The sequence below is a fragment of the Pseudofrankia sp. EUN1h genome (assembly GCF_001854645.1).
GTDB lineage: Bacteria > Actinomycetota > Actinomycetes > Frankiales > Frankiaceae > Pseudofrankia > Pseudofrankia saprophytica.
This window is the reverse complement of the sequence record NZ_MBLN01000002.1, coordinates 472729-495334: the sequence shown is the minus strand read 5'-3', so window position 1 is coordinate 495334 and position 22606 is coordinate 472729. Positions and strand designations below refer to the sequence as shown.

At 73.7% G+C, this 22606-nt stretch carries 16 protein-coding genes; 6 read left to right on the top strand and 10 right to left on the bottom strand.

What is annotated here, in order from left to right; genetic code table 11:
- Nucleotides 1–163: 163 nt before the first annotated feature.
- Nucleotides 164–2617 (top strand): serine/threonine-protein kinase, encoded by a 2454-nt coding sequence (locus BCD49_RS02805; RefSeq protein WP_071041095.1) that lies wholly within the window; start codon nucleotides 164–166, stop codon nucleotides 2615–2617.
- A gap of 300 nt (nucleotides 2618–2917) precedes the next feature.
- Nucleotides 2918–4381 (top strand): protein kinase domain-containing protein, encoded by a 1464-nt coding sequence (locus BCD49_RS02800; protein ID WP_007517115.1) that lies wholly within the window; start codon nucleotides 2918–2920, stop codon nucleotides 4379–4381.
- A 377-nt stretch (nucleotides 4382–4758) separates the two neighbouring features.
- Here the strand turns inward: BCD49_RS02800 and BCD49_RS02795 are convergent, their stop codons facing one another.
- The 3 genes from BCD49_RS02795 to BCD49_RS02785 form a co-directional block, all read right to left on the bottom strand.
- Nucleotides 4759–5127: a hypothetical protein gene (locus BCD49_RS02795; protein ID WP_071041071.1), complete on the bottom strand. Its 369-nt coding sequence runs from the start codon at nucleotides 5125–5127 to the stop codon at nucleotides 4759–4761.
- A gap of 875 nt (nucleotides 5128–6002) precedes the next feature.
- Entirely contained in the window at nucleotides 6003–6503 is a 501-nt protein-coding gene (locus BCD49_RS02790; RefSeq protein ID WP_007517117.1) for a GNAT family N-acetyltransferase, read from the bottom strand.
- A gap of 51 nt (nucleotides 6504–6554) precedes the next feature.
- A complete protein-coding gene (locus BCD49_RS02785; protein WP_007517118.1) occupies nucleotides 6555–9173 on the bottom strand; it encodes a RecQ family ATP-dependent DNA helicase in 2619 nt (872 codons plus the stop codon).
- Between the two features lie 168 nt (nucleotides 9174–9341).
- Here BCD49_RS02785 and BCD49_RS02780 point away from each other — a divergent pair, with 168 nt between their 5' ends.
- Nucleotides 9342–9965 carry a LysE family translocator gene (locus BCD49_RS02780; protein WP_007517119.1) on the top strand — a complete coding sequence of 208 codons (624 nt, stop codon included), beginning with the start codon at nucleotides 9342–9344 and terminating at the stop codon, nucleotides 9963–9965.
- Here the strand turns inward: BCD49_RS02780 and BCD49_RS44740 are convergent.
- From BCD49_RS44740 to BCD49_RS02760, 4 genes are all read right to left on the bottom strand, one after another.
- Entirely contained in the window at nucleotides 9937–10260 is a 324-nt protein-coding gene (locus BCD49_RS44740) for an SCO4848 family membrane protein (RefSeq protein ID WP_007517120.1), read from the bottom strand. The genes BCD49_RS02780 and BCD49_RS44740 overlap by 29 nt on opposite strands.
- Before the next feature lie 55 nt (nucleotides 10261–10315).
- On the bottom strand, nucleotides 10316–11746 hold the full coding sequence (locus BCD49_RS02770) for a D-alanyl-D-alanine carboxypeptidase family protein (protein ID WP_071041070.1): 1431 nt from the start codon (nucleotides 11744–11746) through the stop codon (nucleotides 10316–10318).
- Nucleotides 11747–11854: 108 nt separating this feature from the next.
- Nucleotides 11855–12670: a DUF1003 domain-containing protein gene (locus BCD49_RS02765; protein ID WP_007517122.1), complete on the bottom strand. Its 816-nt coding sequence runs from the start codon at nucleotides 12668–12670 to the stop codon at nucleotides 11855–11857.
- Nucleotides 12671–13158: 488 nt separating this feature from the next.
- Complete coding sequence (locus BCD49_RS02760) at nucleotides 13159–14550, bottom strand: NAD(P)/FAD-dependent oxidoreductase (protein WP_007517123.1); 1392 nt, start codon at nucleotides 14548–14550, stop codon at nucleotides 13159–13161.
- Between the two features lie 306 nt (nucleotides 14551–14856).
- Between BCD49_RS02760 and BCD49_RS02755 the strand changes: the two genes are divergently transcribed.
- Complete coding sequence (locus BCD49_RS02755) at nucleotides 14857–15687, top strand: serine hydrolase domain-containing protein (RefSeq protein ID WP_027140144.1); 831 nt, start codon at nucleotides 14857–14859, stop codon at nucleotides 15685–15687.
- A gap of 124 nt (nucleotides 15688–15811) precedes the next feature.
- Complete coding sequence (locus BCD49_RS02750) at nucleotides 15812–17182, top strand: YihY/virulence factor BrkB family protein (protein ID WP_007517125.1); 1371 nt, start codon at nucleotides 15812–15814, stop codon at nucleotides 17180–17182.
- A 7-nt stretch (nucleotides 17183–17189) separates the two neighbouring features.
- Here the strand turns inward: BCD49_RS02750 and BCD49_RS02745 are convergent, their stop codons facing one another.
- Together BCD49_RS02745 and BCD49_RS44735 are read right to left on the bottom strand one after the other, a co-directional pair.
- Nucleotides 17190–19412 carry an NADP-dependent isocitrate dehydrogenase gene (locus BCD49_RS02745; RefSeq protein ID WP_007517126.1) on the bottom strand — a complete coding sequence of 741 codons (2223 nt, stop codon included), beginning with the start codon at nucleotides 19410–19412 and terminating at the stop codon, nucleotides 17190–17192.
- Between the two features lie 101 nt (nucleotides 19413–19513).
- Nucleotides 19514–19771: a DUF3017 domain-containing protein gene (locus tag BCD49_RS44735; protein WP_051466105.1), complete on the bottom strand. Its 258-nt coding sequence runs from the start codon at nucleotides 19769–19771 to the stop codon at nucleotides 19514–19516.
- A gap of 342 nt (nucleotides 19772–20113) precedes the next feature.
- Between BCD49_RS44735 and BCD49_RS02735 the strand changes: the two genes are divergently transcribed.
- Entirely contained in the window at nucleotides 20114–20461 is a 348-nt protein-coding gene (locus BCD49_RS02735; RefSeq protein WP_007517128.1) for a hypothetical protein, read from the top strand.
- 456 nt (nucleotides 20462–20917) lie between these two features.
- On the opposite strand, the gene purH is transcribed toward BCD49_RS02735, so the two are convergent.
- Entirely contained in the window at nucleotides 20918–22591 is a 1674-nt protein-coding gene (purH, locus tag BCD49_RS02730) for a bifunctional phosphoribosylaminoimidazolecarboxamide formyltransferase/IMP cyclohydrolase (protein ID WP_007517129.1), read from the bottom strand.
- Between the last annotated feature and the right edge of the window lie 15 nt (nucleotides 22592–22606).

Genomic DNA, 22606 nt, shown 5'->3' with positions numbered 1-22606 from the left:
ACGCGCGCGAGCGGGGAGAGTCGGACAATCGGGCCTGGGACGGTGGGACCCACGTGGGGACGAGCCGGGCATCAGGTGTACCGGCGCGCGGCCGGATGTGCTCGGATGAACCTGGGCACGRCCGGACGCGCGGGCCGGGGGGCGACGAATGAGGGAGCACGAGATGTCAGGCGAAGGCCGGTCAGCGTCGGGAGYCGGCCGACCAGCGGTCTTCCCCCCCGGGACCGTCGTGGGCCGGCGCTACCGGCTCGACGAGGTGATCGGCGAGGGCGGGATGGGGGTGGTGCACCGCGCCACCGACCAGATCATGCGCCGGACTGTCGCCATCAAGCAGGTCCGGCTGCCCGCCGGCGCCGGGATGGCCGTCGCGCAGGCCAGGGAACGGGTGCTGCGGGAGGCACGTGCCGCCGGGCGGGTCCACCACCCAGGCGCGGTCGGGGTACTCGATGTCATCGACGACGGCGAGCTGCCCTGGATCGTGATGGAGCTCGTCGAGGGGGACGCGCTGTCGGCCCTGATCGAGCGCGACGGCGGCCTGCCCGTCGAGCGGGTCGCCCAGATCGGGATCTCCCTGGCCTACGCGCTGGACGCGGCGCACCGGCTCGGCGTGATACATCGCGACGTCAAGCCGAGCAACGTCATCGTCACCCCCGACGGGCAGGCTCGGCTGACCGACTTCGGGATCGCCGTCAGCCAGGGCGACCCGCGGCTCACCAGTACCGGCGAGGTCATCGGATCGCCCGCTTACCTGTCGCCCGAACGCGCGCAGGGCGACGCCGGCGGGCCGGCCTGTGACGTCTGGGGACTCGGCGGCACGCTCTACGCCGCCGTCGAGGGTGAGCCGCCGTTCGGCGGTGCCACGCCGGTGGACATCCTCACGTCGGTCGTCGAGGGCCTGATCCGCCCGCCCAGGCATGCCGGGCCGCTCTGGCCGATCCTGCGGACGATGCTCGCGCAGCGAGAGGCCGACCGGCCCTCGCTCACCGTCGTGCGCTCCCGGCTGCGCGACCTGTCCGGCGAGACGTCGTCCCGCACCGGGGGCACCCAGCCCAGGACGCCCCGCCCCGCCGCGTCCCGCCCCGCCGCGGCCGGTCTCACGTCCGCTCGGCCGGCGCCGGCGCCGGCGGCCACGCCCCGGTCGGCCCCGCCAGCCCCGGCACCGCGGTCGGTGCCGCCGGCGCCGGTACCGGTGGCGGCGCGAACCCCCGCGGCTTCCGCTCCGCCGCCGGCCCCGCCCGCGGCCACGGCGCCACGCCAGGCCGCGGCCAAGCCGTCCCGTCGGACCAAGGCCACGGTCGCGCCGCCGCACCCGGCAGGCGTGCCCGCGGCCGGCTCCGTCGACGCCCAGGCGTCGACGGCCGGAGCCACCGCCGCAGCCGCGGTGTCGACCGAGGAAGGCCCGACCCGCGTCCTACGGGACGCCTCCGAGGTCCACGGCGGCGCGGAGAGCGCGGAGAGCGAGGCGAGCGCGACGGCCCTCCTGGCGACACCTGTTCCCGAGACGGACACCTCCGGCTCGCCCGCCCCCGCCGAGGCCGACGCGCCGGCGGATCTGACCGTCCTGAGCGGTGGGCCGGTCACCAGCCCGCCGGCCGCCCCCTCGGCGAGCCCGGCAGCGCCGGCGTTCGCCCCGGCGCCCACGGCGACGACCGGCGCGACGAGCGACGAGCGGCCCGTAGAGACGGCGGCCGTCGACGCGGGCACGGTCGCCATGGCTGACGCGGGCACAGGAACGGGCACGGTCGCCATGGCCGGCTCGGCCCCGGGCACGACGGTCATCGACCGCGCTTCCACGTCGGCCCCGGTCCTGGAACCCCCCGGGGCCGACGAGCCCGCCACGGACCGCCCAGCGGGCGGCGGTGGCACCARCCAGCGCAGCGGCGCGGGGTGGCCGGACCGGCCGGCGCCGCGCCCGCCGGCGCGGCCGAGCTCGGCGCAGCAGACCGCGCGGTCGCACGCGGAACGCCGAGTCATGATCATCCTGGTGGTGCTCATCGTGGTGCTCGCGCTGGCGCTGCTGGTGGTACGGCTCTCGTCCTCGGACGGGGACAAGCCGGACGCCCAGTCGACGGCCCCGGTCACCGCGGCCGTCGCGAACGGCGCGACCCCTGGCGATGCGGCCGCGGCGGCGCTGGCGACCGACTCGACGCCGATGGTCGCGCCGCCGGGCTGGGTCTCCTATGTGGACCCGAGCGGCTGGTCACTCGCCTACCCGGCGTTGTGGCAGCGCCAGGTGGGCACCGGTGGCCCAGGAATGGTCGACTTCGTCGATCCCGGCACTGGTACGTTCTTGCGGGTCGGTAGTCTCGCGTCGGCGCCCCGGTCTGTGCTCGACGACTGGCTGAAGAACTTCGAGACGGCCTTTAGCGGTGATGCTCAGCGCTACCCGGGCTTCCAGCAGGTGCGTCTCGCGCCGGCGGATGGTGGCGAGGGCACGTCCGAGGCAGACCTGGAGTTCACGTATCGCACGGACGGGGGGAAGGTCCATGTGCTCGACCGAGGCGCCAGCCGAGGCGGCCATGGATACCTGCTCTACTGGCAGACCGGGGAAGAGCGATGGACCGTCGACCAGCCGCTGAGGCAGCAGATGTTCGCCTCGTTCCGGCCGGCGTCTTGACGGGCCCGCGCGCCCCGCTGGCCAATCACCATCCGGCCTCGCGGCAGGCCATAGTGCCTGCCCCGGCTGGCGGTTCCCCGAGGCCGCGCTTCGCGCTGGCCGACGAAGGCGGCTCCCGCCGCCCCGAGAATCCCCCGTCCTGGGAGGGCTCCGTGCGCGTCTATCACCCAGTCTGTCAGACTTGACAGGATGGCCAGATCGGCGAGCGTGCCGCCGGAGACCTCCCGGAGCGGCACACCTAGCATCGTCGCCGGACGTTACCGCCTTGACGCACCGATCGGTCGTGGCGGCGCCGGCGTCGTGTGGCGTGGTGAGGACGAGGTCCTCCAACGTCATGTCGCGGTCAAGGAGATCCTTGTTCCCCTGGCCGGAGCGCAGAACGAACGGGACGCGATCCGCGCCCGCGTGCTGCGTGAGGCGCGCGCGCTCGCGCGCCTGAACCACCCCTCCATCGTCGCGGTCCATGACGTCGCGGAGGAGGCGGAGCGTCACTGGATCATCATGGAGCTGGTCGACGCGGAGAGCCTCGGCGACGTCATCCGCAACCACGGCCCGCTCCCGCCTGGCCAGGTCGCGGCGATCGGTCTCGCGCTCATCGAGGCCCTCGGCGCCGCACACCAGAAGGGCGTCCTGCATCGGGACGTCAAGCCGGGCAACGTGCTGCTCGGGCGCGACGGCCGGGTCCGGCTGACCGACTTCGGCATCGCCGCGACCGAGGGCGACATGACGCTCACCGGCACCGGCGCGCTGGTCGGCTCGCCGGCCTACATCGCCCCGGAGCGGATCCGCGGGTCGTCGGGAACCCCGTCGAGCGACCTGTGGGGCCTCGGCGCGACCCTGTACTCGGCCGTGGAGGGCTCACCGCCGTACGAGGGCCCGGAGACCTACGCCGTGCTGTCAGCGGTCGTCGAGGGCCGCCGCCGGCCCTTCCGCAACGCGGGACCGCTGCGCCCCCTGCTCGCCGACCTGCTCGACAAGGCCGCCGAGGAGCGCCCCAACGCCGACGAGATCCGCCAGCGGCTGGTCCCGATCGCGCGCAACAGCGAGCCGGTCCCCGCCTTCGTGGTCAACGGCCCGGCCATCGCCGGGGCCGAGGGCGGTGGCGACGCCGGGCTGGAGGACGTCAGCGGCACGGACGACGACGGGACCCAGCGCGCCGGGGCGGGACGGCCGGTGGGCTCCCCACTGGCCGCGGCCCATCTGCGCGCGCTCGAGGAGGAGATCTCCAGCACCAACTCGGACGAGCTCTCCGGCCTCGAGGCGGTCTCGGCGGAGGAGCCGTTCCACCGGGCGCGCAACCAGGGCGGCCGGCGTCGCTCCGGCGACAACAGACGTTCACTGGTGATCGCCGCGATCGCCGCCGCGGTCGTCGTCGGCGCCGCGATCGCGGTCAGCCTGCTGCTCACCAATCGAAGCCAGCCGTCCGACGTCGCGCCCATCACGGTGAACAACACGGAGACGTTGGCGCCCACGACGGCGCCGGCCTTCTCGCCGCCGCCCGCCGGGGATCCGACGGTGAGCGGGCCGCCCGTCACGCCAACCCGCCGCGGCGCGGTGCCGCGCACCACCGCGCCGCCGACGCCGACCGCGACGCCGACGGCCAGCGCGCCGGCGACTCCGCCGACCAGCGCGCCGGTCACCACCCCGGCGTCCACCAGCAAGTCACCGACCGGCAAACCATCGGGCGGCGGCCCGACCGCGACACCGACGGTACCGACGTCGGCGGCGTGCGAGGCGCTGCCGCCGCTCTGCCCCCCGGGGTAGGCGGCGGGTACGGGGCACGCGCAGACAAGAGGCGAGGCGGTGGCAGCGGGCCAGCCGTCGGGTCGGCGGCGGGAGCCGTCGACGGCGTCCGCTCCGTGGGCCCGTCATGTGGGCCAGTCGCATGGTCCGTCACGTGGACAAGCCGTATAGGTCCGTCGCGTGGAACGAACGCGGATTGCCCACGGACGGCGGTTCGCTGACAGGCCTCCGCCGAATGGCCGCGTCACGATCGCGGAGCCCGGCGTCACGCGGCGACGCTGGGCGGGGGTGACAGTGGGCAGGGACGACGGTAGGCGGGACAGCGCCGGGCTTCAGGACTTGCCAGCTTCAGGGCTTTCGCGGCGATCTTCCGGTGGACGCGCTGGGGCCGTGCCAGGTCAGCTGGCGCGGGGCATCAGGTCCTGGGCTCGCAGCACCCGGAGCAGGTCCTCGGGCTCGATGATCAGACGGCCGGTCGGCGGGTGGGTCGGGTCGGCCTCGTCGTACTGGAGGTCGACCGGCAGGCTGTAGAAGTCGGTGAGGTGGCGGCACAGCTCCCACAGACGCCGCTCGGCGGCCTTCTGGTCCCGCCAGCGACGTTCCGCCTCGGCATCCRTCTCGGGGCTGCCCTCACGCTCGAGCCGATGCGCCCGGCACAGGCCCTCGGGGTCACCGCGCAGCGCTCGCTTGCCGCACCGGTGCGCGACATAACCACGGCCACCGCCCATGACGGTCGCCGTGCAGCGGTTGTCCTCTTCCCACACCATGCCGTCCTGCCGCCTTCCTGTCCGCGAGCCAGAAGAAGCCGTGGAACCAGGCTAGGGGCTCTCGGCCAGATGTCCATGGCCGCCCCCACTAAGTTCACAATGCCGATACATAGGCATCCGGATGTCACGCGACCGCCCGCGGACGATCGCCGGACGTGGGATTCCGGCCGGACGGACACGCGCGGGCGAGCACGCTCGGCACCAATTCAAGGACCAACGAGTGACAACCCGCAGACCAATCGCGGACAACTCGGTGGGGCCGACGGCCGTCAACGATTGGCGTTGACTGAAAAAATGTGACACATACCACGGAAAGGCCGGGCCGGCTCGTTCTCACCGGCCCGGCGGCCGACATCGCGCGGCGCGCGGCGACGCCAGGCCGCCACGGGCTGACGCGCGGCGCCAGCCCACCCGCGCTCACCTGCCACGGTTCCGCCCGTCGCGCAGCCGTTCCCACGACCCGCCGGTCGACGCGCGACGCGTACCGGCGCGGTGGGAGCGGGTTCCAGGGCCAGCCCGCGCCGACACCGACGGAGAGGTTCGCTTCCTCCGCCAGCGTCGTTCCCCAGGTGTTCCGAGCTGTTCGCGCCGACGCTCCCCGGACGATGGGCCCTCGCCCCAGAGCCAGAACCCGTCGCACGACGCCCGCCCAATATCTTTTTCAGGAATCGACACCGGCGCCCGCGTGGCGCATACATCCTTCTAGGAAGATGACGCGCTGGTCATCTCGGCCTCGGTATACGACCCAGGCCCACGCCACGCGCCGGCGCCGGCGTCCGTCAGTGGCCGGGCCGATAGCCCGCGAGAATCATCCAGGACCGGGCCGCGCGGCGGCGCACAGCCATCGAAACGGCACTTGTCGAGACCGGGGCAGGTCAAAGGAAACGATGCATGATGTGCATATCGACCTCGCCGTGGACGGCGTGCCGAAAACCGCGGGGAACGGTGCCGACGATGATGAAGCCGAGCGAGCGCCACAGCTGTAGCGAGGCGATGTTGGTGGTCACCACTGCGTTGAACTGCATCGCCCGGTAACCGAGCGCGCGGGCCGCGTCCAGGCAGTGCACACCGAGCTGGCGCCCGACGCCCAGGCCGCGCGCCTCGGCCGCGACCATGAAGCTCGCGTTCGCGACGTGGTCGCCGAGCTTGCTCTGGTTCGGCGTGAGTTGGTAGGTGCCGACGAACCGGCCATCCGGGGTGACGGCTACCCAGGTGTAGGCCGGCGGCGCGGCGAACCACATCGCCTGGCCCGCCTCGCTCGACGTCTGCGGGTCATAGGGATAGGTCTCGCCCGCGGCGACCACCGTGTGCCACAACGGCCATATCCCCGGCCAGTCGTCGTCCTCAGCCGGTCGGATCAGCACGTCCATGCCCATCGGCCGATTGTCCCGCCTCGCCACCTGTGGCGCGGTTCGGCGGGGCCTACGTCACCCGGTCTCCAGCGCGAGGGCGAACGGGAGCACGGCGGGGGCGCCGGCCTCCCGGAGCAGGCGGGCAGCCACCGTCATCGTCCAGCCGGTGACGATGAGGTCGTCGACCAGGAGAACCGGGCCGCCGGCCCGGCCGAGGCCGGCGGCGACGGCCGGCGGGACCGCGAACGCGCCCACCAGGCCGGCGAGCCGGTGCGCGCTGTTGTGGACGGTGCCGGCCGGTGGCGAGTCGGCGATCCGGTCGAGGGCCCCGAGCAGCGGCAGCCGGCCGACGGCGGCGATCCGGCCGGCGAGGCTCGCGGCGAGCTGGGGCCGGGACCGTGACGGCATCGCGACCACGGCGGCGGGGCGGCGCGACCAGTCCCAGGCCTTGAGCGTGGTGACGACCGCATCCACCAGGTCGTCGGGCACCGGCCCGTCCGCGCTGCCCGGGGTGAACATCGGGCGCAGCCGGTTGCCCCAGCCGATGTCGTTGAGCCGGGCCAGCGCCCGGCCCGGCTCGGCGGCGACGCCGGCCGGGATCCGCCCCGACAGGCTCACCCCCAGCGTCTTCATCCCGGTCGGCCACATCTTGCGCGGCTCGACGACGACGCCGGGGCGGCGCAGCTCGGCGCGCGCCAGCTCCCGCGCCGCCTGGGACACCGCGGTGTCCCAGGACTGACCGGTGCACCGGTCGCAGCGCCCGCACGCCGCGGCGTACGGGTCGTCGAGCTGGCGGCGCAGGAACTCCATCCGGCAGCCGGTGGTGGCGATGTAGTCGAGCATCGCCCGCTGTTCGGCGGCCCTGGCCACGGAAAGACGTGCATAGCGCTCCGCCTCGTAGTGCCACGGCTGCCCGGTCGCCGTCCAGCCGCCCTTCACCCGGCGGACCGCGCCGTCGACGTCGAGAACCTTCAGCATCGACTCGAGCCGGCCCGACCCGATGTTCACCGCGGCCAGGAGCGCCTGCGTGGACATCGTCCTGCCCGCCTGGCCGAGGGTGGCGAGCACGTCGCGCACGACCGCCTCCGGCGGGAAGGAGGTGTCGGCGAAGTACTTCCAGATGTCGCGGTCCTCGGCGGCCGGCAGGAGCACGACCTCCGCCTTCTCGACGGCGCGGCCGGCCCGGCCGATCTGCTGGTAATAACTGATCGGCGAGCTCGGCGCGCCGACGTGGACGACGAAACCGAGATCGGGCTTGTCGAACCCCATCCCGAGCGCCGAGGTCGCGACCAGCGCCTTCACCCGATTGGCGAGGAGGTCCTCCTCCGCCGCGATGCGCTCGGCCGCCTCGGTGCCACCGTGATAGACGGCGACRGCAAAGCCCCGCGCGCGCAGGAAGACGGTCAGCTCCTCGGCGGCCGGCTTGGTGAGCGTGTAGACGATCCCGGAGCCGGGCAGCCGGTCGAGGTGCTCGGCGAGCCAGCCGAACCGGGCCTCGGCCGACGGCAGCTCGACGACGGCCAGCCGCAGGCTCTCCCGGTCCAGCGAGCCCCGCAGCACCAGCGTCTCGGCCTCCCCCGCCCGATCGCCCCCGCCGTCGGCGGCGGCCCCGCCTCGCCCCGCGGTGCCGCCGAGCTGCTCGGCGACGTCGTCGACGACCCTGCTGTTCGCCGTCGCGGTCGTCGCGAGGACCGGCACGCCGGCGCCGAGGCCCGCGATGAGCGTGCGCAGCCGGCGGTAGTCGGGACGGAAGTCGTGGCCCCAGTCGGAGATGCAGTGCGCCTCGTCGATCACGAGCAGGCCGGTGGTGGCGGCGAGCTCGGGCAGGTAGTCCTCCCGGAACGACGGGTTGTTGAGCCGCTCGGGCCCGACGAGCAGGACATCGAGCTCGCCGGCGCGCAGCGCCGCGTACACCTCGTCCCACTCGGTCACGTTGCCGGAGTGGATCTCACCGGCTCGGATGCCCAGCCGCGCCGCGGCCTGGGCCTGGTTGCGGATCAGCGCGAGCAGCGGCGAGACGATGACGGTGGGCCCAACCCGGCCGGAGGCGGCACGCGGCTGTCCCGGCATGCTTCCCGTGGCCCCCTTGGGGGCGTGGTCGCGCGCGGCCGCGGCCCACGCCGGCCGCCGGGCCGCGCCGAGCTCGCCGGCGGCCCAGCCCGCTGCCAGATCGTCCGGCACCGGCGGAACGGAGCTCTCGTCGTAGTCGGCCGGCCCGGCCTCGTCGTACGCGCTGTCGTAACCGCCGTCCCCGTAGAAGTCGTCCGGGTCCGCCGGCTCGTCCGGCCAGGGCTCGTCGGGCACCGGCTCGGCGGGCGTGGCGGTCGGCGCGGAGCCGTGGGAGGCGGCGGCGCCCCGTTCCCGCAGCAGCGCGGTCGCGAGGAAGTACACGGCGGACTTGCCCCATCCGGTGCGCTGAACCAGCAGCACCCGCTGGCGCCCGTTCACCAGCGCGTCGATCGCCTGCCACTGGTCCGCGCGCAGCCGGGCGTGCGGGCCGGCGAGCTGCCGCAGCAGTTCCTCGGCCCGCTCCCGCCCGCCCGAGGAACGGACCTCCCCGACCGCCCGCGCCGACCGAGCAGGAACCCCGGCCGCCTCAGGACCGACCGACAACATCTCCGCGGCCGGGGCGGCGTCCGTACTCACCGCTGTGCCCGGCTCCGTGCCCGCCGCGGCATCCGCCTGTGCTGGCATCGTCATCACCTCGCCCGTCCCGGCCCTGTCTATCGCATGCGTGCGACAGCTCACCGCCGGCCGCCCGCGGGTCCTGTGCGTACAGGGGTTGACCGGGCGGCCGCCAGCCCGGCGGGCCGGCGGAAATCGCTTCGACACCGCTGGGAACGGCGGCCAGGGTATGACGGCATGCACGCATTGCTTGTCGGGCTGGCGCTGGGGCTGCTGGTCGCGGCGCAGATCGGGCCGATGTCGTTGTTCCTGATCCGGTCCACGTTGCGCAGCGGTTTCACGACCGGGCTGGCCATCGGCGCGGGAATCGCCACGATGGACCTGCTCTACGCCGCCGCGGGCGCGGCCGGGGCCGCTCCCGTGCTGACCATCACCAGCCTGCGGACCGTGCTGGGGCTGTGCGGGGCGGGTGTGCTCGCCGTGCTCGGGCTGCGCACGGTGTGGAGCGCGCTGCGGGTCCGCGCCGGCGGCGAGACGGAGCTGGAGGTCGCCGCGCCGCGGCGGGCGTTCGTGACCGCGTTGGGCGCCACCGCGTCGAACCCGCTGACGATCGCGTCGTGGGCGGCGCTGTTCGCGGGAGCGTCGGTGGCCGGGGCCACGGCCACGACGAGCGGGGCGATCGCCCTGGTGGTGGGCATCGGCCTCGGCAGCCTGACCTCGGTGAGCCTGCTGGCCGGGGTGACCGCACTGACCCGCCGGCGGCTGTCGCCGCGGGCGGTGCGCGGGATCGACGTCCTGGCAGGTCTGGGCATGCTCGGCTATGCCGGCCTGCTCACCGCCCGGACAGCCGCCCACGACTGACGTCGAGGGCGGCCGCGTCGAGCGCGGCCGCGTCGACGGCGGCTGTGTCGACGGCGGCTGTGTCGACGGCGGCGCGGGTGGAGCCGCGCAGACCGCGGACGCCGAGCCAGCCGACGGCGGTCCCGACGGCGAGGGACACGATCGTCAGAACGAGATGGACCAGAAAGAAACCGGTTGGGCCGTCGTGCCAGGAACGGTCGTCCTTCCAGATGTTGCGCAGGAAGGTCGGCCAGATCACCCACGACCACACACCCACCGCGACCAGGAACCAGGACGCACGCTTCGACAGAGTCACGCCTCCACCTTCGCAGCCGCCAGGCCGGGCCGGCGGGGCGGCCAGCCGTCATCGCTCAGGGACGGGCGTCCGGTTCCCGGCGCCGGCGGGTGACCGAGCCGTCGTTCGTCTCGACGGGCGGACGTTGGCGCGGCGTCGGCTGCCGGCCCGCCGGACGGTGCCGGTCCTGCGGGGCGTGCCAGTGCTGGGCCTGCCGGTGGCGGGCACCACGCGGATGGGCCAGGTGGCGAGGCCGGCGGGCACGGGACGGGTGCGGCCGGGCCCGGGCCCGGCGGCGACGGGTGAGCGCCGTGAGGACGCTGGCGAGGACGGTCAGGCCAAGCGCCATCCAGGTGACCCAGCCGACCCCCCCGCCGGCCGTGTGCCCCTCGTCGGGACTGCCGGCGGCCGGCGGCTCCCGGCCCGCGCCCGCTGGCGCGGTGTACCCGTCCCCGTCGGTCCGCTGCCCGGCGTCCTCGCGCCCGGTGCCGCCAGGCGCGCCGGCGGCCCGGGCGCGGTCGGCACCCGGGCGGGCGCCCACGGCCCGAGCCGGGGGCAGCTCGCCGACGGGATCGACCAGACCGTCGTTCGCGAAGCCCCAGTCGAGCAGGGCGCGGGCGTCGGTGGCGTAGTTCGGCGCGGTCCGCAGCAGCGCCACGACGAGGGTCCGCCCGCCCCGGCGGACGGCCCCGACGTAGGTCGCGTCGGCGGCGACCGTGTATCCGTTCTTCACGCCGAGGGTGCCCTCGTAGGTGCCGAGCAGCAGGTTGTGGTTCTGGATCTCGAAGCGGCCGCCGTCGCGGGTGGGCAGCGACGCGCGCGGGATGGTGAGGTACCGGCTCACGGCGGGCTCCGCGATCGCGGCCCGCCCCAGGACGGCGAGGTCACGCACCGAGGTGAGCTGCCCCGGCGCGTCGAGGCCGGTCGGGTCCATGGCGACGGTGTCGGTCGCGCCGAGCGCGGCGGCCAGCGCGTTCATCCTGGCCAGCACGGCCTCGCGGCCGCCGGCGGCGTCGACCAGAGCGAGCGTGGCGTCGTTGCCGCTGGCGATCATCATCGCCGTGGCCAGGTCGCGGACCAGGTAGCGCTGGCCGGGAACGAGCCCGACCTTGGTGCCGTCGACCTCGGCGGCGTCCTTGCCCACCGTGACCATCAGGTCGGGCGAGAGCGCCGGCAGCACGACGAGCGCGGTGAGGATCTTCATCGTGCTGGCGGGCAGGTCGCGCACGYGCGCGCCGCTGGCCGCCAAAATCTCCCCGGTGCCGGCGTCGGCGACGAGCCAGCTCGCGGCGGCGAGACCCGCCGGCAGCGGACTCGCGGCCCTGGGCTGACCGGTTTCCGGTGGCGCCGCCGCGCTCGGGGGTCCGGTCAGGGACGCCGCGGCGGCGGGGCCACTCCCGAGCACCAGGAGTCCCGGTACCGCGAGCCCCAGCACCACGGGCACCAGTACCGCCAACAGCAAGGAGACGACCGCGACCGCCGCGTTGGCGATCGGACGCACGCTCACCGAAGGTGATGGGGAGCGCTGGCAACATTCACGCTGTTACGTTACGTGATGGGATCACCACAACGAGACAAGGGGGGCGGTGTCGTCGCGAACTCGATCCGCCCCGGGTCACCCACCGTGGTCGGCATTACCGAACGGTTCACCGCCGGGTCCGCGACCGCTCGAGCGCGACACCCTCATGGCGGCGGCGGCCGGAGCACCGGGCGCCGCCCGGTGCCGCTCGCCGCTCGCGCGGCGGCCACCGCCACGGCCACCCGTGGACCGGTCACCGCCGCGTCCGCCGCGACGCCCCTGCGTCCCGGTCGACACGGTGTCAGCCGGCTCGAGCCCGGCGTCCAGCTTGCCGGGCGCCCCCGCACCGGCCGGAACGGTCTCGGACGCGGACAGGGTGGCACGCACCGCGTCGAGGACCAGGCCACGCAGGTCCTCACGCAGGTCGTCGAGCTGGTGGGCGAGCTCGCCCCGCAGGTACTGACGAGTCGCCGCGTCGCTCTGCGCCAGCCGCAGCGACGCGACCTCCCGGGCGAGGAACTCGGTGTCCTCCCTGGCCCGCAGCGCCGCCGCGCGGTCCTCGGCGAGCCCCGCCCGGTCCCGGTCGTCCTGGCGGTTCTGCGCCAGCAGGATGAGCGGGGCCGCGTACGCCGCCTGGGTGGAGAAGGCGAGATTCAGCAGGATGAAGGGGTACGGGTCCCAGCGCATGAGCGGGATCGCGATGTTGAGCGCGATCCACACGATCACGATCACCGTCTGGATGGCCAGATAGCGCCCGGTCCCGAGGTAGCGGGCGATGCGCTCGGCGCCGCGACTGAACGCCTCGCGGTTGACCGGTCGCGGCAGCAGCGTCACGCGGCTGGCCACCGGAATGTCAAGACGCTCCGCCGCTCGGCGGGACACGACGCGGTTGGCCGTGGTCGTGATGCTCATAGGGGTCCCCGTTCCGCGCACMGAACCACCGGCCGAAGCCGGTCGGGCGCGCACGTCGAGAGCAGGCCGCACGGTGGCGGTCCGGGCCGAACTGTCATCTGGTCGGCCAACCCCACCCAGGCAGGACGCTGGACGTTGCTGGGGCGTGCGGCGTCGGGCGCGAGCAGGTCGCACCCGGAGAAGAACGGGAGCCGGGCCTCGTCATGGCTGACCGGCCCTGGCTGCTGCTACGCCGCGTACCCTTCGTCGAGCGTCGGGTGGAGGTGGCCGTAACTAGAGCACCCGCTAGAACTCACAGCGGCCACCTCCTCGCGGTCGTCCTCGCTAGAGGATCCGACAGGTCTTTGTCAAGGATAACGGCCGCGCGCCGGCCTCCCCACCCGGGGCCACCGTGATATTGGTCCTCTAGCCGACGTCGCCCGCCAGTTCTCGGGCGGATTTCGGCCCCTTCGGGAGGTTAGGCCCGAGCGGTCTCAGTCCGAGTGGTCTCAGACAGAACCAGGCGTGGCCGCGCGGTGGGGAAGCAGCCGTCGAGCGGCCAACCGGGTGAGCGAGGCCGTTGGAATGGTGCCCCGGCCCAGGCCGATCTCCACAAGGGTGTCGTAGAGCTCGGTACGCCGGCTCGCGGAACGCACGGCCGCGTCCATGAGCACGCGGTGCCGGCCGGCCAGGCCCGCGAGCAGCGCTGTGTGCCGCAGATGACGGCCGAGCTCGCCGGCGAGCGCGCGCCGGTAGGCGGCCCCCACACTGGCCGGCCGACCGTCGAGGACGGCCCGCATCGCCGCGTCGCCGGCGAGCGAGCCGGACAGCAGCGCGTAGTAGATCCCCTCGCCGGTCAGCGGGTTGACCAGCGACGCCGCGTCGCCGACGAGCAGGACCTGGCCGTCGGGCTGGCGGGGCCGCCAGGTCGACATCGGCAGATGGTGCGCGCGCAGCGTGCCGGGATAGGCCGGCTGCTCGGGCAGGATCTTCGCGAGCGTCCCGTGCAGCACCGCCCGGCCCGACGTGGCCGCGCCGCCAGCCGCGACGCCACCGGCGCCAAGGCTGGCGCCACGGCCTGCGCCCGGGTCGATTCGGGCGGTCTGCACGTCCAGCTGAGAACGCAGCATCCCGAAACCGATGTTCGCCCGCCCGTCACCGATCGGGAACGACCAGGCATAGGCCGGCCAGCCCTCGTCGGTCATCTCGATGTACTGCTCGGGCGGCACGTCGGCCTTGGGTGCGTCCGCGTAGGCCCTGACCGCGATCGCCAGCGAGTCCGGCGGGTTCATCTCGATGCCGAGCGCCCGGCGCACCACCGAGTTCGCGCCGTCGGCGCCGACGAGCACGCGGGCGGCCAGCGCCCCACCGTCGACGACGACGGCAGGCGCGCCGTCGACGGTCGTGACCGCGATCTCACGGACCCGGTGGCGGACGACGCGCGCGCCGCGAGCGGCGGCGGCCGCGACGAGCCGGGCGTCGAACACCTTCCGCGGGATGACATGGGCGGCCCGCCTCGACGGGGTGGCGACCTCGGCGCCGCCGGGGGTGCGCAGGCGCAATCGGTCGACCGACCGGAAGCCGGCGGCCGCGTCGGGCACCCCCAGCTCGCGCAGCACGTCCAGCCCGTGCGGCGCGATGCCGTCGCCGCAGGTCTTGTCACGCGGGAAGGCGGCCAGGTCGGCGATCACCACGGTGGCGTCCGGGCGGTGGCGCAGCGCCGCCAGCGCCGCGGCCGCCCCGGCGGGGCCGCCGCCGACGACCAGCACGTCGACGAGGCGCCCGCGCAGCTCCGCCAGGTCGCCGACCGGCACCGCCGGCGCCTCGGCGGATTCGGCCGGACGGCGCGGGGAGGCGTGGGGTACGGACTGGTCGGGCGTCGTGGCGGCTGCGGCGCTCATCGGGCGGTCCTAGCGGTCGGGACGGCGGCTGGGGCGACTGAGGAGACGGGCACGGTTGGCACGGTCGGGACGGACGCCGCGACGACGGTCCCGGCGGAGGCCGGGACCACGACGGCGGTCGAACGGGCCGTCACGGCACCGCGGTGGGCACGAACGCGGCGCATCAGCCCAGTCTGGCAGCCGGTGCTCCGACCCGGAGCTCCCGGTGCCCGGCCACGAGGCTGCCCTGTGATCCCCGAAACAGCCGAGGCCGGCTGCCCGCCCGACTCCAACCCCCTGGCGCGTCCTGTCCATAGAGTGCGGATCGTGGAGGCGCTCAAGCAGGTTGCCGACTGGCCCGTCCCCCAGGTCGCGGCGGCGGTGCTCGCGCGCGGCGCCGACGGGTCGGTGCGCCGGGTGGCCGAGGTCGGCGACGTAACGGCCCGCTTCCGGCTGGCGTCCGTGTCGAAGCCGCTGTCCGCCTATGCGGCGCTGGTCGCCGTCGAGGAAGGCGCCTTCGCTCTCGACGACCCGGCCGGCCCGGAGGGCTCCACCGTCGCTCACCTGCTCGCCCATGCGTCTGGTCTCGCGTTCTCCGGGACGGGGGTGCTCGCCCGCCCGGGCACCCGCCGGATCTACTCCAATACCGGTTTCGAGGAGCTTGGGCGGGCGTTGGAGGCCGCCACCGGCATCGGGTTCGCCCCCTATCTGGACGAGGCGGTGTTCGCGCCGCTCCGGATGACGTCGTCCGTGCTGGAGTCCTCGCCCGCCTATGGGATCTGGTCGACGGTCGACGACGTCGCCGCGTTCGCCGCCGAGCTGCTGTCGCCGGCGCTGCTCGCGGCCGAGACGTTCGCCACGGCGACGGCGGTCGCCTTCCCTGGACTGGACGGGGTGCTGCCCGGCTTCGGGATGCAGCGGCCGAACGACTGGGGGCTCGGTTTCGAGCTGCGCGGCCGCAAGACGCCGCACTGGACCGGGACGACGAGCTCGCCGGCCACGTTCGGCCACTTCGGCCGCTCGGGCACGTTCCTGTGGGTGGACCCGGTCGCCGGCGTCGCCTGCGTCTGCCTGACCGACCGCGATTTCGGCCACTGGGCCCTCGACGCGTGGCCGCCCTTCTCCGACGCCGTCCTCGCCGAAGCACGGCCAGGCTGAGGCACCGCGGGCCGAGCACCCCACCGTCGGACTACGCACACCCGACCAGACCAAGGTGCCCCTGAGCCTGTTTATGTGGCCTAGGGAATGTTGCGCATCGGCGCCGTAGGGGTATGCACGCTGCGTGACAGACATCCGCGGGGCGTTCGGCGCGACCTGGCGCGGGGTGTCCGGCGGTGTCTCGACGACACGCCGGCGGATCCCGCTGTTGGACCATGCGATCCGCGCCTATGGCCGATACACGTCCGACGGTGGCGATCGGCTGGCCGCCGGCGTCACCTACTTCGCCTTCCTGTCATTCTTTCCGATCATCGCGTTGATATACGCCGTCATCGGCTTCGTCGTCGCCGTGAATCCCGACGTCAAGCAGGAGATCGTCAAGCAGATCAACGGCTACCTGCCAGGGCTCGCCGACAAGCTGAACGTGTCCAGCCTCGGCTCGGCGAAGATCGGTGTCGGGCTCATCGGTCTCGTCGGTCTGGTGCTCGCCGGCGTGGCGTGCGTCTCCGCGCTGCGCGACGCGATCCGGCTGATGTGGCACCAGAGCACCGACGCGGGCAACCTGATCACCCGGCGGCTGCGCGATGTCAGCGTCCTCGCCGGCCTGGGCCTGCTGCTCATCGTGTCGCTGGCGCTCACCAGCGTCGCGACCTTGGCCAACGGGGTGCTACTGCGGGTGACAGGCCTGGAAGGCAGCTCCGCGGCGGCCTGGCTGGCCGGGCTGCTGGGCTTCCTGCTCGCGTTGATCGCCGACACGCTGGTCTTTCTGTACCTGTTCTGGCGGCTGCCGAAGGAGACGAACCGGCGGGCGGTGGTGCGGGCGGCGCTGCTTGGCGCGGTCGGTCTCGAGGCGTTCAAGCTGGTCGGCACCTGGCTGGTCGGCAAGACGACCGGCAACCCGGTGTACGGCACGTTCGCCGTCATCGTCGGTCTGCTCATCTGGATCAACATCCTGATGCGCTGGATACTCTTCGTCGCGGCGTGGGCGGTCACCGCCCCCGGCAACTCGGACATCCGCCCGTCCGGCACCGCCGGCCGGCGCGCCGACGCGGCCCAGCCAGGTGACTCGGGCCAGCCAGGTGACTCGGGCCAGGAGGATGGCGACAACCAGGCAGGTGGCGCCGGCCAGGCGGACGGCGCCGGCGCGCAAGGCGCCGCTGACGCCCAGGAGGGCCAGGAGGGCCAGGAGGCCGACGAGGAACGGGAGGAAACCAGCGGCGACCGCCAGCCCGAGCGGGCGGAACCCGCCGGCAACGGCGGGAGGCCCAGCCAGCACGGCGGGCCCGACGATGCCGAGCCCGAGCAGGACAATCGACGCTGGGTCGCTGATCGCTTCCGTCGGGTCGTTCCGCGCCGCCACCCGGGCCGCGGCGTCAGCCGCGAGGGGGCCGGCCGCGACGGGGCCGGCGCCGGCCAGGGGGGCGATGCCCCGGAGACGGCGTCGGCCGCCCCTGCCCCGGGCCGGGGCGGGAGCGGCCGGCGTGTCGACCGTTAGCTGACCGTCAGACGGTCAGTGCCGCGAGGGTCTCGTTGAAGGTCACCGACGGACGCATGACCGCGGTGGCCTTGGCCGGGTCCGGCTGGTAGTAGCCGCCGATCTCGGCCGGCGAGCCCTGCACGGCGAGCAGCTCGGCGGCGATCGTCGTCTCCTGCTCGGCCAGCGTCTTCGCGAAGCTCGCGAAGGCGGCGGCCAGCTCCGCGTCCGCGGTCTGCGCGGCGAGCTCCTGGGCCCAGTAGAGCGCCAGGTAGAAGTGGCTGCCACGGTTGTCGATCCCGCCGACGCGCCGGGCCGGCGACTTGTTCTCGTCCAGGAACGTGCCGGTCGCCCGGTCGAGCGTCTCGCCAAGCACCTTGGCCCGGGCGTTGCCGGTGACGTTCGAGAACTGCTCGAAGCTGACGGCAAGGGCCAGGAACTCGCCCAGGCTGTCCCAGCGCAGGTAGTTCTCCTTGACCAGCTGCTGGACGTGCTTGGGCGCCGAGCCGCCGGCACCGGTCTCGAACAGGCCACCGCCGGCCATCAGCGGGACGACCGAGAGCATCTTGGCGCTGGTGCCCAGCTCCAGGATCGGGAACAGGTCGGTCAGGTAGTCCCGCAGCACGTTGCCGGTGACCGAGATCGTGTCGAGGCCGCGGCGGATCCGCTCGAGCGAGTAGGCGGTCGCCTTGACCGGCGACAGGATCTCGATGGTCAGGCCCTCGGTGTCGTGCTCCGGCAGGTAGGCCCGAACCTTCTTGATCAGCTGGGCGTCGTGTGCGCGGTCCTCGTTGAGCCAGAACACGGCCGGGTCGCCGGTGGCACGGGCGCGAGCGACGGCGAGCTTCACCCAGTCCTGGATTGGGGCGTCCTTGACCTGGCACATCCGGAAGATGTCGCCCTTGGAGACCGGCTGCTCCAGGATCACGGCACCCGACAGGTCGACGGTCCGTACGGTGCCGTCCGCCGGGATCTCGAAGGTCTTGTCGTGGCTGCCGTACTCCTCGGCCTTCTGGGCCATGAGGCCGACGTTCGGCACTGATCCCATCGTGGCGGGGTCGTAGGCACCGTTCGCCCGGCAGTCGTCGAGCACGACCTGGTAGACGCCGGCGTAGCTGCTGTCCGGCAGCACCGCCAGCGTGTCGGCCTCCTTGCCGTCCGGGCCCCACATGTGACCGGACGTGCGGATCATCGCCGGCATCGAGGCGTCGACGATGACATCGCTCGGCACGTGCAGGTTGGTGATGCCCCGGTCGGAGTCGACCATCGCGAGCGCCGGGCCCTCGGCCAGCTCGGCGTCGAACGAGGCCTTGATCGCCTCGCCGTCGGGCAGCGCGGCGAGGCCGCCGAAGATGCCGCCGAGGCCGTCGTTCGGGTTCAGGCCGGCGGCCGCGAGCGTGTCGCCGTAGGCGGCGAACGTCTTCGGGAAGAACGCGCGCACGACGTGGCCGAAGATGATCGGGTCCGAGACCTTCATCATCGTGGCCTTCAGGTGCACGGAGAACAGCACGTCCTCGGCCTTGGCGCGGGCTATCTGCTCGGTGACGAAGGCGCGCAGCGGTCCGACGTGCAGCACGGCGGTGTCGACGACCTCACCGGCGAGGACCTTGACGGTCTCCTTCAGCACGGTCGTGACGCCGTCCGCGCCGACCAGCTCGATGCGCAGCGCGCCGTCCGAGTCGATGACGGCCGACTTCTCGGTGCTGGCGAAGTCGTCGTGACCCATGGTCGCGACGTTGGTCTTCGAGTCGGCACTCCAGGCACCCATCTTGTGCGGGTGGGTGCGCGCGTAGTTCTTGACCGAGGCGGGAGCTCGTCGGTCGGAGTTGCCCTCGCGCAGCACCGGGTTGACCGCGCTGCCCTTGATCTTGTCGTAGCGGGCGCGTACGTCGCGCTCCTCGTCGGTCTTCGGGTCGTCCGGGTAGTCCGGCAGGGCGTAGCCCTTGCCCCGCAGCTCGGCGACCGCCGCCTTCAGCTGCGGGATCGACGCCGAGATGTTCGGCAGCTTGATGATGTTCGCCTCGGGCCGCAGGGCCAGCTCACCGAGCTCGGCCAACGCGTCGCCGATGCGCTGGGACTCGTCGAGGTAGTCCGGAAACGTCGCGATGATCCGACCGGCCAGGGAGATGTCACGACTTTCGACGGGGACACCAGCAGTAGCGGCATAAGCCTGGATCACCGGGAGGAACGAGTACGTCGCCAGGGCTGGCGCCTCGTCGGTGAACGTATAGATGATTGCTGACTCTGTCACCGCTACTCCGCTTCGCGTCTGGTGCGTCTGGCTACCTAACGGTAGTCCCGCTCGCTTCGAGCTGGGCTGACACTTCGTGACGGCGACCGACGGGGTGGCCCTTACGGAGGGGGGATCGGGACCAACAGGGTGAGGCCAATCACAGCACAGCCCATGATCAGTAGTGTGGCGGCGTCGAACAGCCGACCCCGCACCGCGAGCATCCCGACACTGCGCGTGGGCAGGACCAGGCGCGCCAGCGTCATCACCAGCAGCACGGCGCCGAGACCGAACAGGCCCTGCCGCCACCGCTGCTGCACGACCATGACCAGGCTGAGCGTCACGCCGGCCAGCGCCGCGGTCAGCACGAGCTGCCGCACGAACCAGGGCGACCGGCTTCGGCGCTCCGCTGCCCGCAGCGCCTTCGCCTGGGCTCGCGAGCCGGGCCGCGGGGCGGAACCACCGGCCGCCGAATGAGGCGCGGCGGGCGGCGCCGGCCGCCGGYCTCGCGTCACGCCCAGTCCGGCCACGCCCGCAGTGTAAAGAGGGAGGCCACTACCGGGCACACCCACCCGCGTAGGGCCTCTGCGGACGGCGCCGCCGGAGGCGCGAAGAAAGGACATTGTCGCGCCTCCTTTGCCCCTTAAGCACCCCCACCGCGCGGCGCTCACCCGGACTAGGGCAGACTGCCCCGTCAGGTCCCACAGCAGGAGGAGCGTGACGTGGCAGACGAGTCGCCACACAGCAAGAAGCTTCAGGAGCTGATGTTCCGGGCGTGGGAGACCTTCGGGGACGCCCGGCATCTCGACAGCGACGACCGCGTGTTCGTCCAGGCGCTGGCGCGCCAGACCGCGGATCGAATCTCCGTTCTCTACGGCGCCTCGTGGCGCGAGGCGCTCGACTGGGTCTCGCAGCGTTACGTGCCGAACAGCGACGTGCCCGGCGGCCAGGCCAGCGCCGCCGCCAGCGGCAGCACCACCCCGGCCGCCGGCGCCACCACCACGACGACGGGTGCCACGAGCCCGGCGGCGCGGCGGGGCACGACGGCCGCGGAGTCGACGAGCGTCTGAAGCTCTGGCGCCGACCGCCACCTTCTCCTCGACCGGCCGCCGGGCACCCCGCGCCCTCTTGCGGACCCGGCGGCCAGTCCAGGAGAACCCCACGCGGAACCAGGCCGGGAGCGGGAGCCTCCGCCGGCCGGCGCCAAAGACCAGCAAGGCGCGACCCCCAGGCCCCCTGGCTCGAACGGGGGGACGGGGGACGATCGCGCACTGCCTCATGACGCGCGCACGAGGCGTGAACGTCGCGCCGGCCGGCGTGACGGCGGTGGTGGCGGTGGGCGGAACCGACGAGGCGGGCCCGGCGCGGGCCGGTGAGGTTCTTCCCCACCGGCCGCTCGTCCTTCCGCCGGGACCCACCTCGCCGATGATCCAGCCGTGCGCCCGTGACCCGTTCGTGGGTCAGCGCGCCCCCAGGGCCAGCGCCCCCAGGGGCCAGCGCCCCCAGGGGTCAGTGCGCCCCAGGGGTCAGTGCGCGAAGTGCCGCACGCCGGTGAAGTACAGGGTCACGCCCGCCTCCCGCGCGGCCTCGACCACGAGCTCGTCGCGGACCGATCCACCCGGCTCGACCACGGCCCGCACCCCGGCGTCGACCAGCACCTGGAAACCGTCGGGGAACGGGAAGAACGCGTCGCTCGCGGCGACGGCACCCTTCGCGCGGTCCCCGGCGCGGGTGACCGCGAGCCGGGCCGCGTCCACCCGGTTCACCTGACCCATGCCAGCCCCGACGGTCGCCCCGCCGGCGGCGATCAGGATCGCGTTCGACTTCACGGCGCGGACCGCCCGCCAGGCGAACCGCAGGTCGGCGAGCGTCGCCTCGTCCGCCGGCGCGCCGGCCTCCAGCGTCCAGGCCGACGGCTCGTCCCCGGCCGCGTCCAGCGCGTCGCGGGACTGCAGCAGCAGCCCGCCGGTCACCTGGCGCAGCTCGACGCCGCGCTGGTGCGGCGGCGGCGCGCACTCCAGTACGCGGATCGACGGCTTGCGGGACAGGATGTCCACGGCTCCCGGCTCGTAACCCGGCGCGACGACGACCTCGGTGAAGATCTCCGCGATCTGGTCGGCGAGCTCGACGGTGACCGGTCGGTTGGTCGCGATCACACCGCCGAAGGCCGACACCGGGTCGCAGGCGTGCGCCTTGCGGTGGGCCTCGGCGATGTCGTCCGCGATGGCGATCCCGCACGGGTTGGCGTGTTTGATGATCGCGACGGTCGGCTCGGCGAAGTCGTAGACGGCGCGGCGGGCCGCGTCGGTGTCGGTGTAGTTGTTGTAGGACATCTGCTTGCCGTGCAGCTGCCTCGCCGTCGCCAGCCCCGGGGTCCGGTCGTCGGTGGCGACGTAGAGGGCGGCTCGCTGGTGCGGGTTCTCGCCGTAGCGCAGCACGTCCGAGCGCCGCCACTGGGCCGTCAGCACGTCCGGCCAGCCGGTCTGGCTCGCGGTCTCGTCCGGGGCGACGACGCTCGCGAACCAGGACGCGACGGCCGCGTCGTAGCCGGCGGTGTGGGCGAAGGCCCTGGCGGCGAGCCGGCGGCGCGCGGCGAGGTCGAAGCCAGCGCCCCGGACCGCCTCGATCAGGGCCGGGTAGTCGTCCGGCTCGACGACGACCGCGACCGACGCGTGGTTCTTCGCCGCCGCCCTGATCATCGCCGGCCCGCCGATGTCGATCTGCTCGACCGCCTCGTCCTCGGTCCCGCCGGCCGCCACCGTCTCCCGGAAGGGGTACAGGTTGACGACGACCAGGTCGAACGGCTCGATGTCGAGCTCGGCCAGCGCCTCGGCGTGCTCCACCTGGCGCAGGTCGGCCAGCAGGCCCGCGTGGACCCGGGGATGCAGCGTCTTCACCCGGCCACCAAGCACCTCCGGGAAACCCGTCAGCGTGCTCACCGGGGTGACGGCGAGGCCGTGCCTGGCGAGTACCTCGGCCGTGGAGCCCGTCGACACGACCTCCACCCCGGCGGCCTGAAACGCCTCGGCGAGGTCACCCAGCCCCGACTTGTCGTAGACGCTGACCAGCGCCCGGCGCAGCCGCCGGCGCCCGGTGGCGACCACCTCGGCGCGCAGCGCGGCATCGGCGTCCGAGGACTCCGCCGCCGGGCCGTCGGCCTCGGCTAGGACCGTCGTCGTCAGATCCTGCGGCCTCGTCATAGTTCCTCCTTGTCG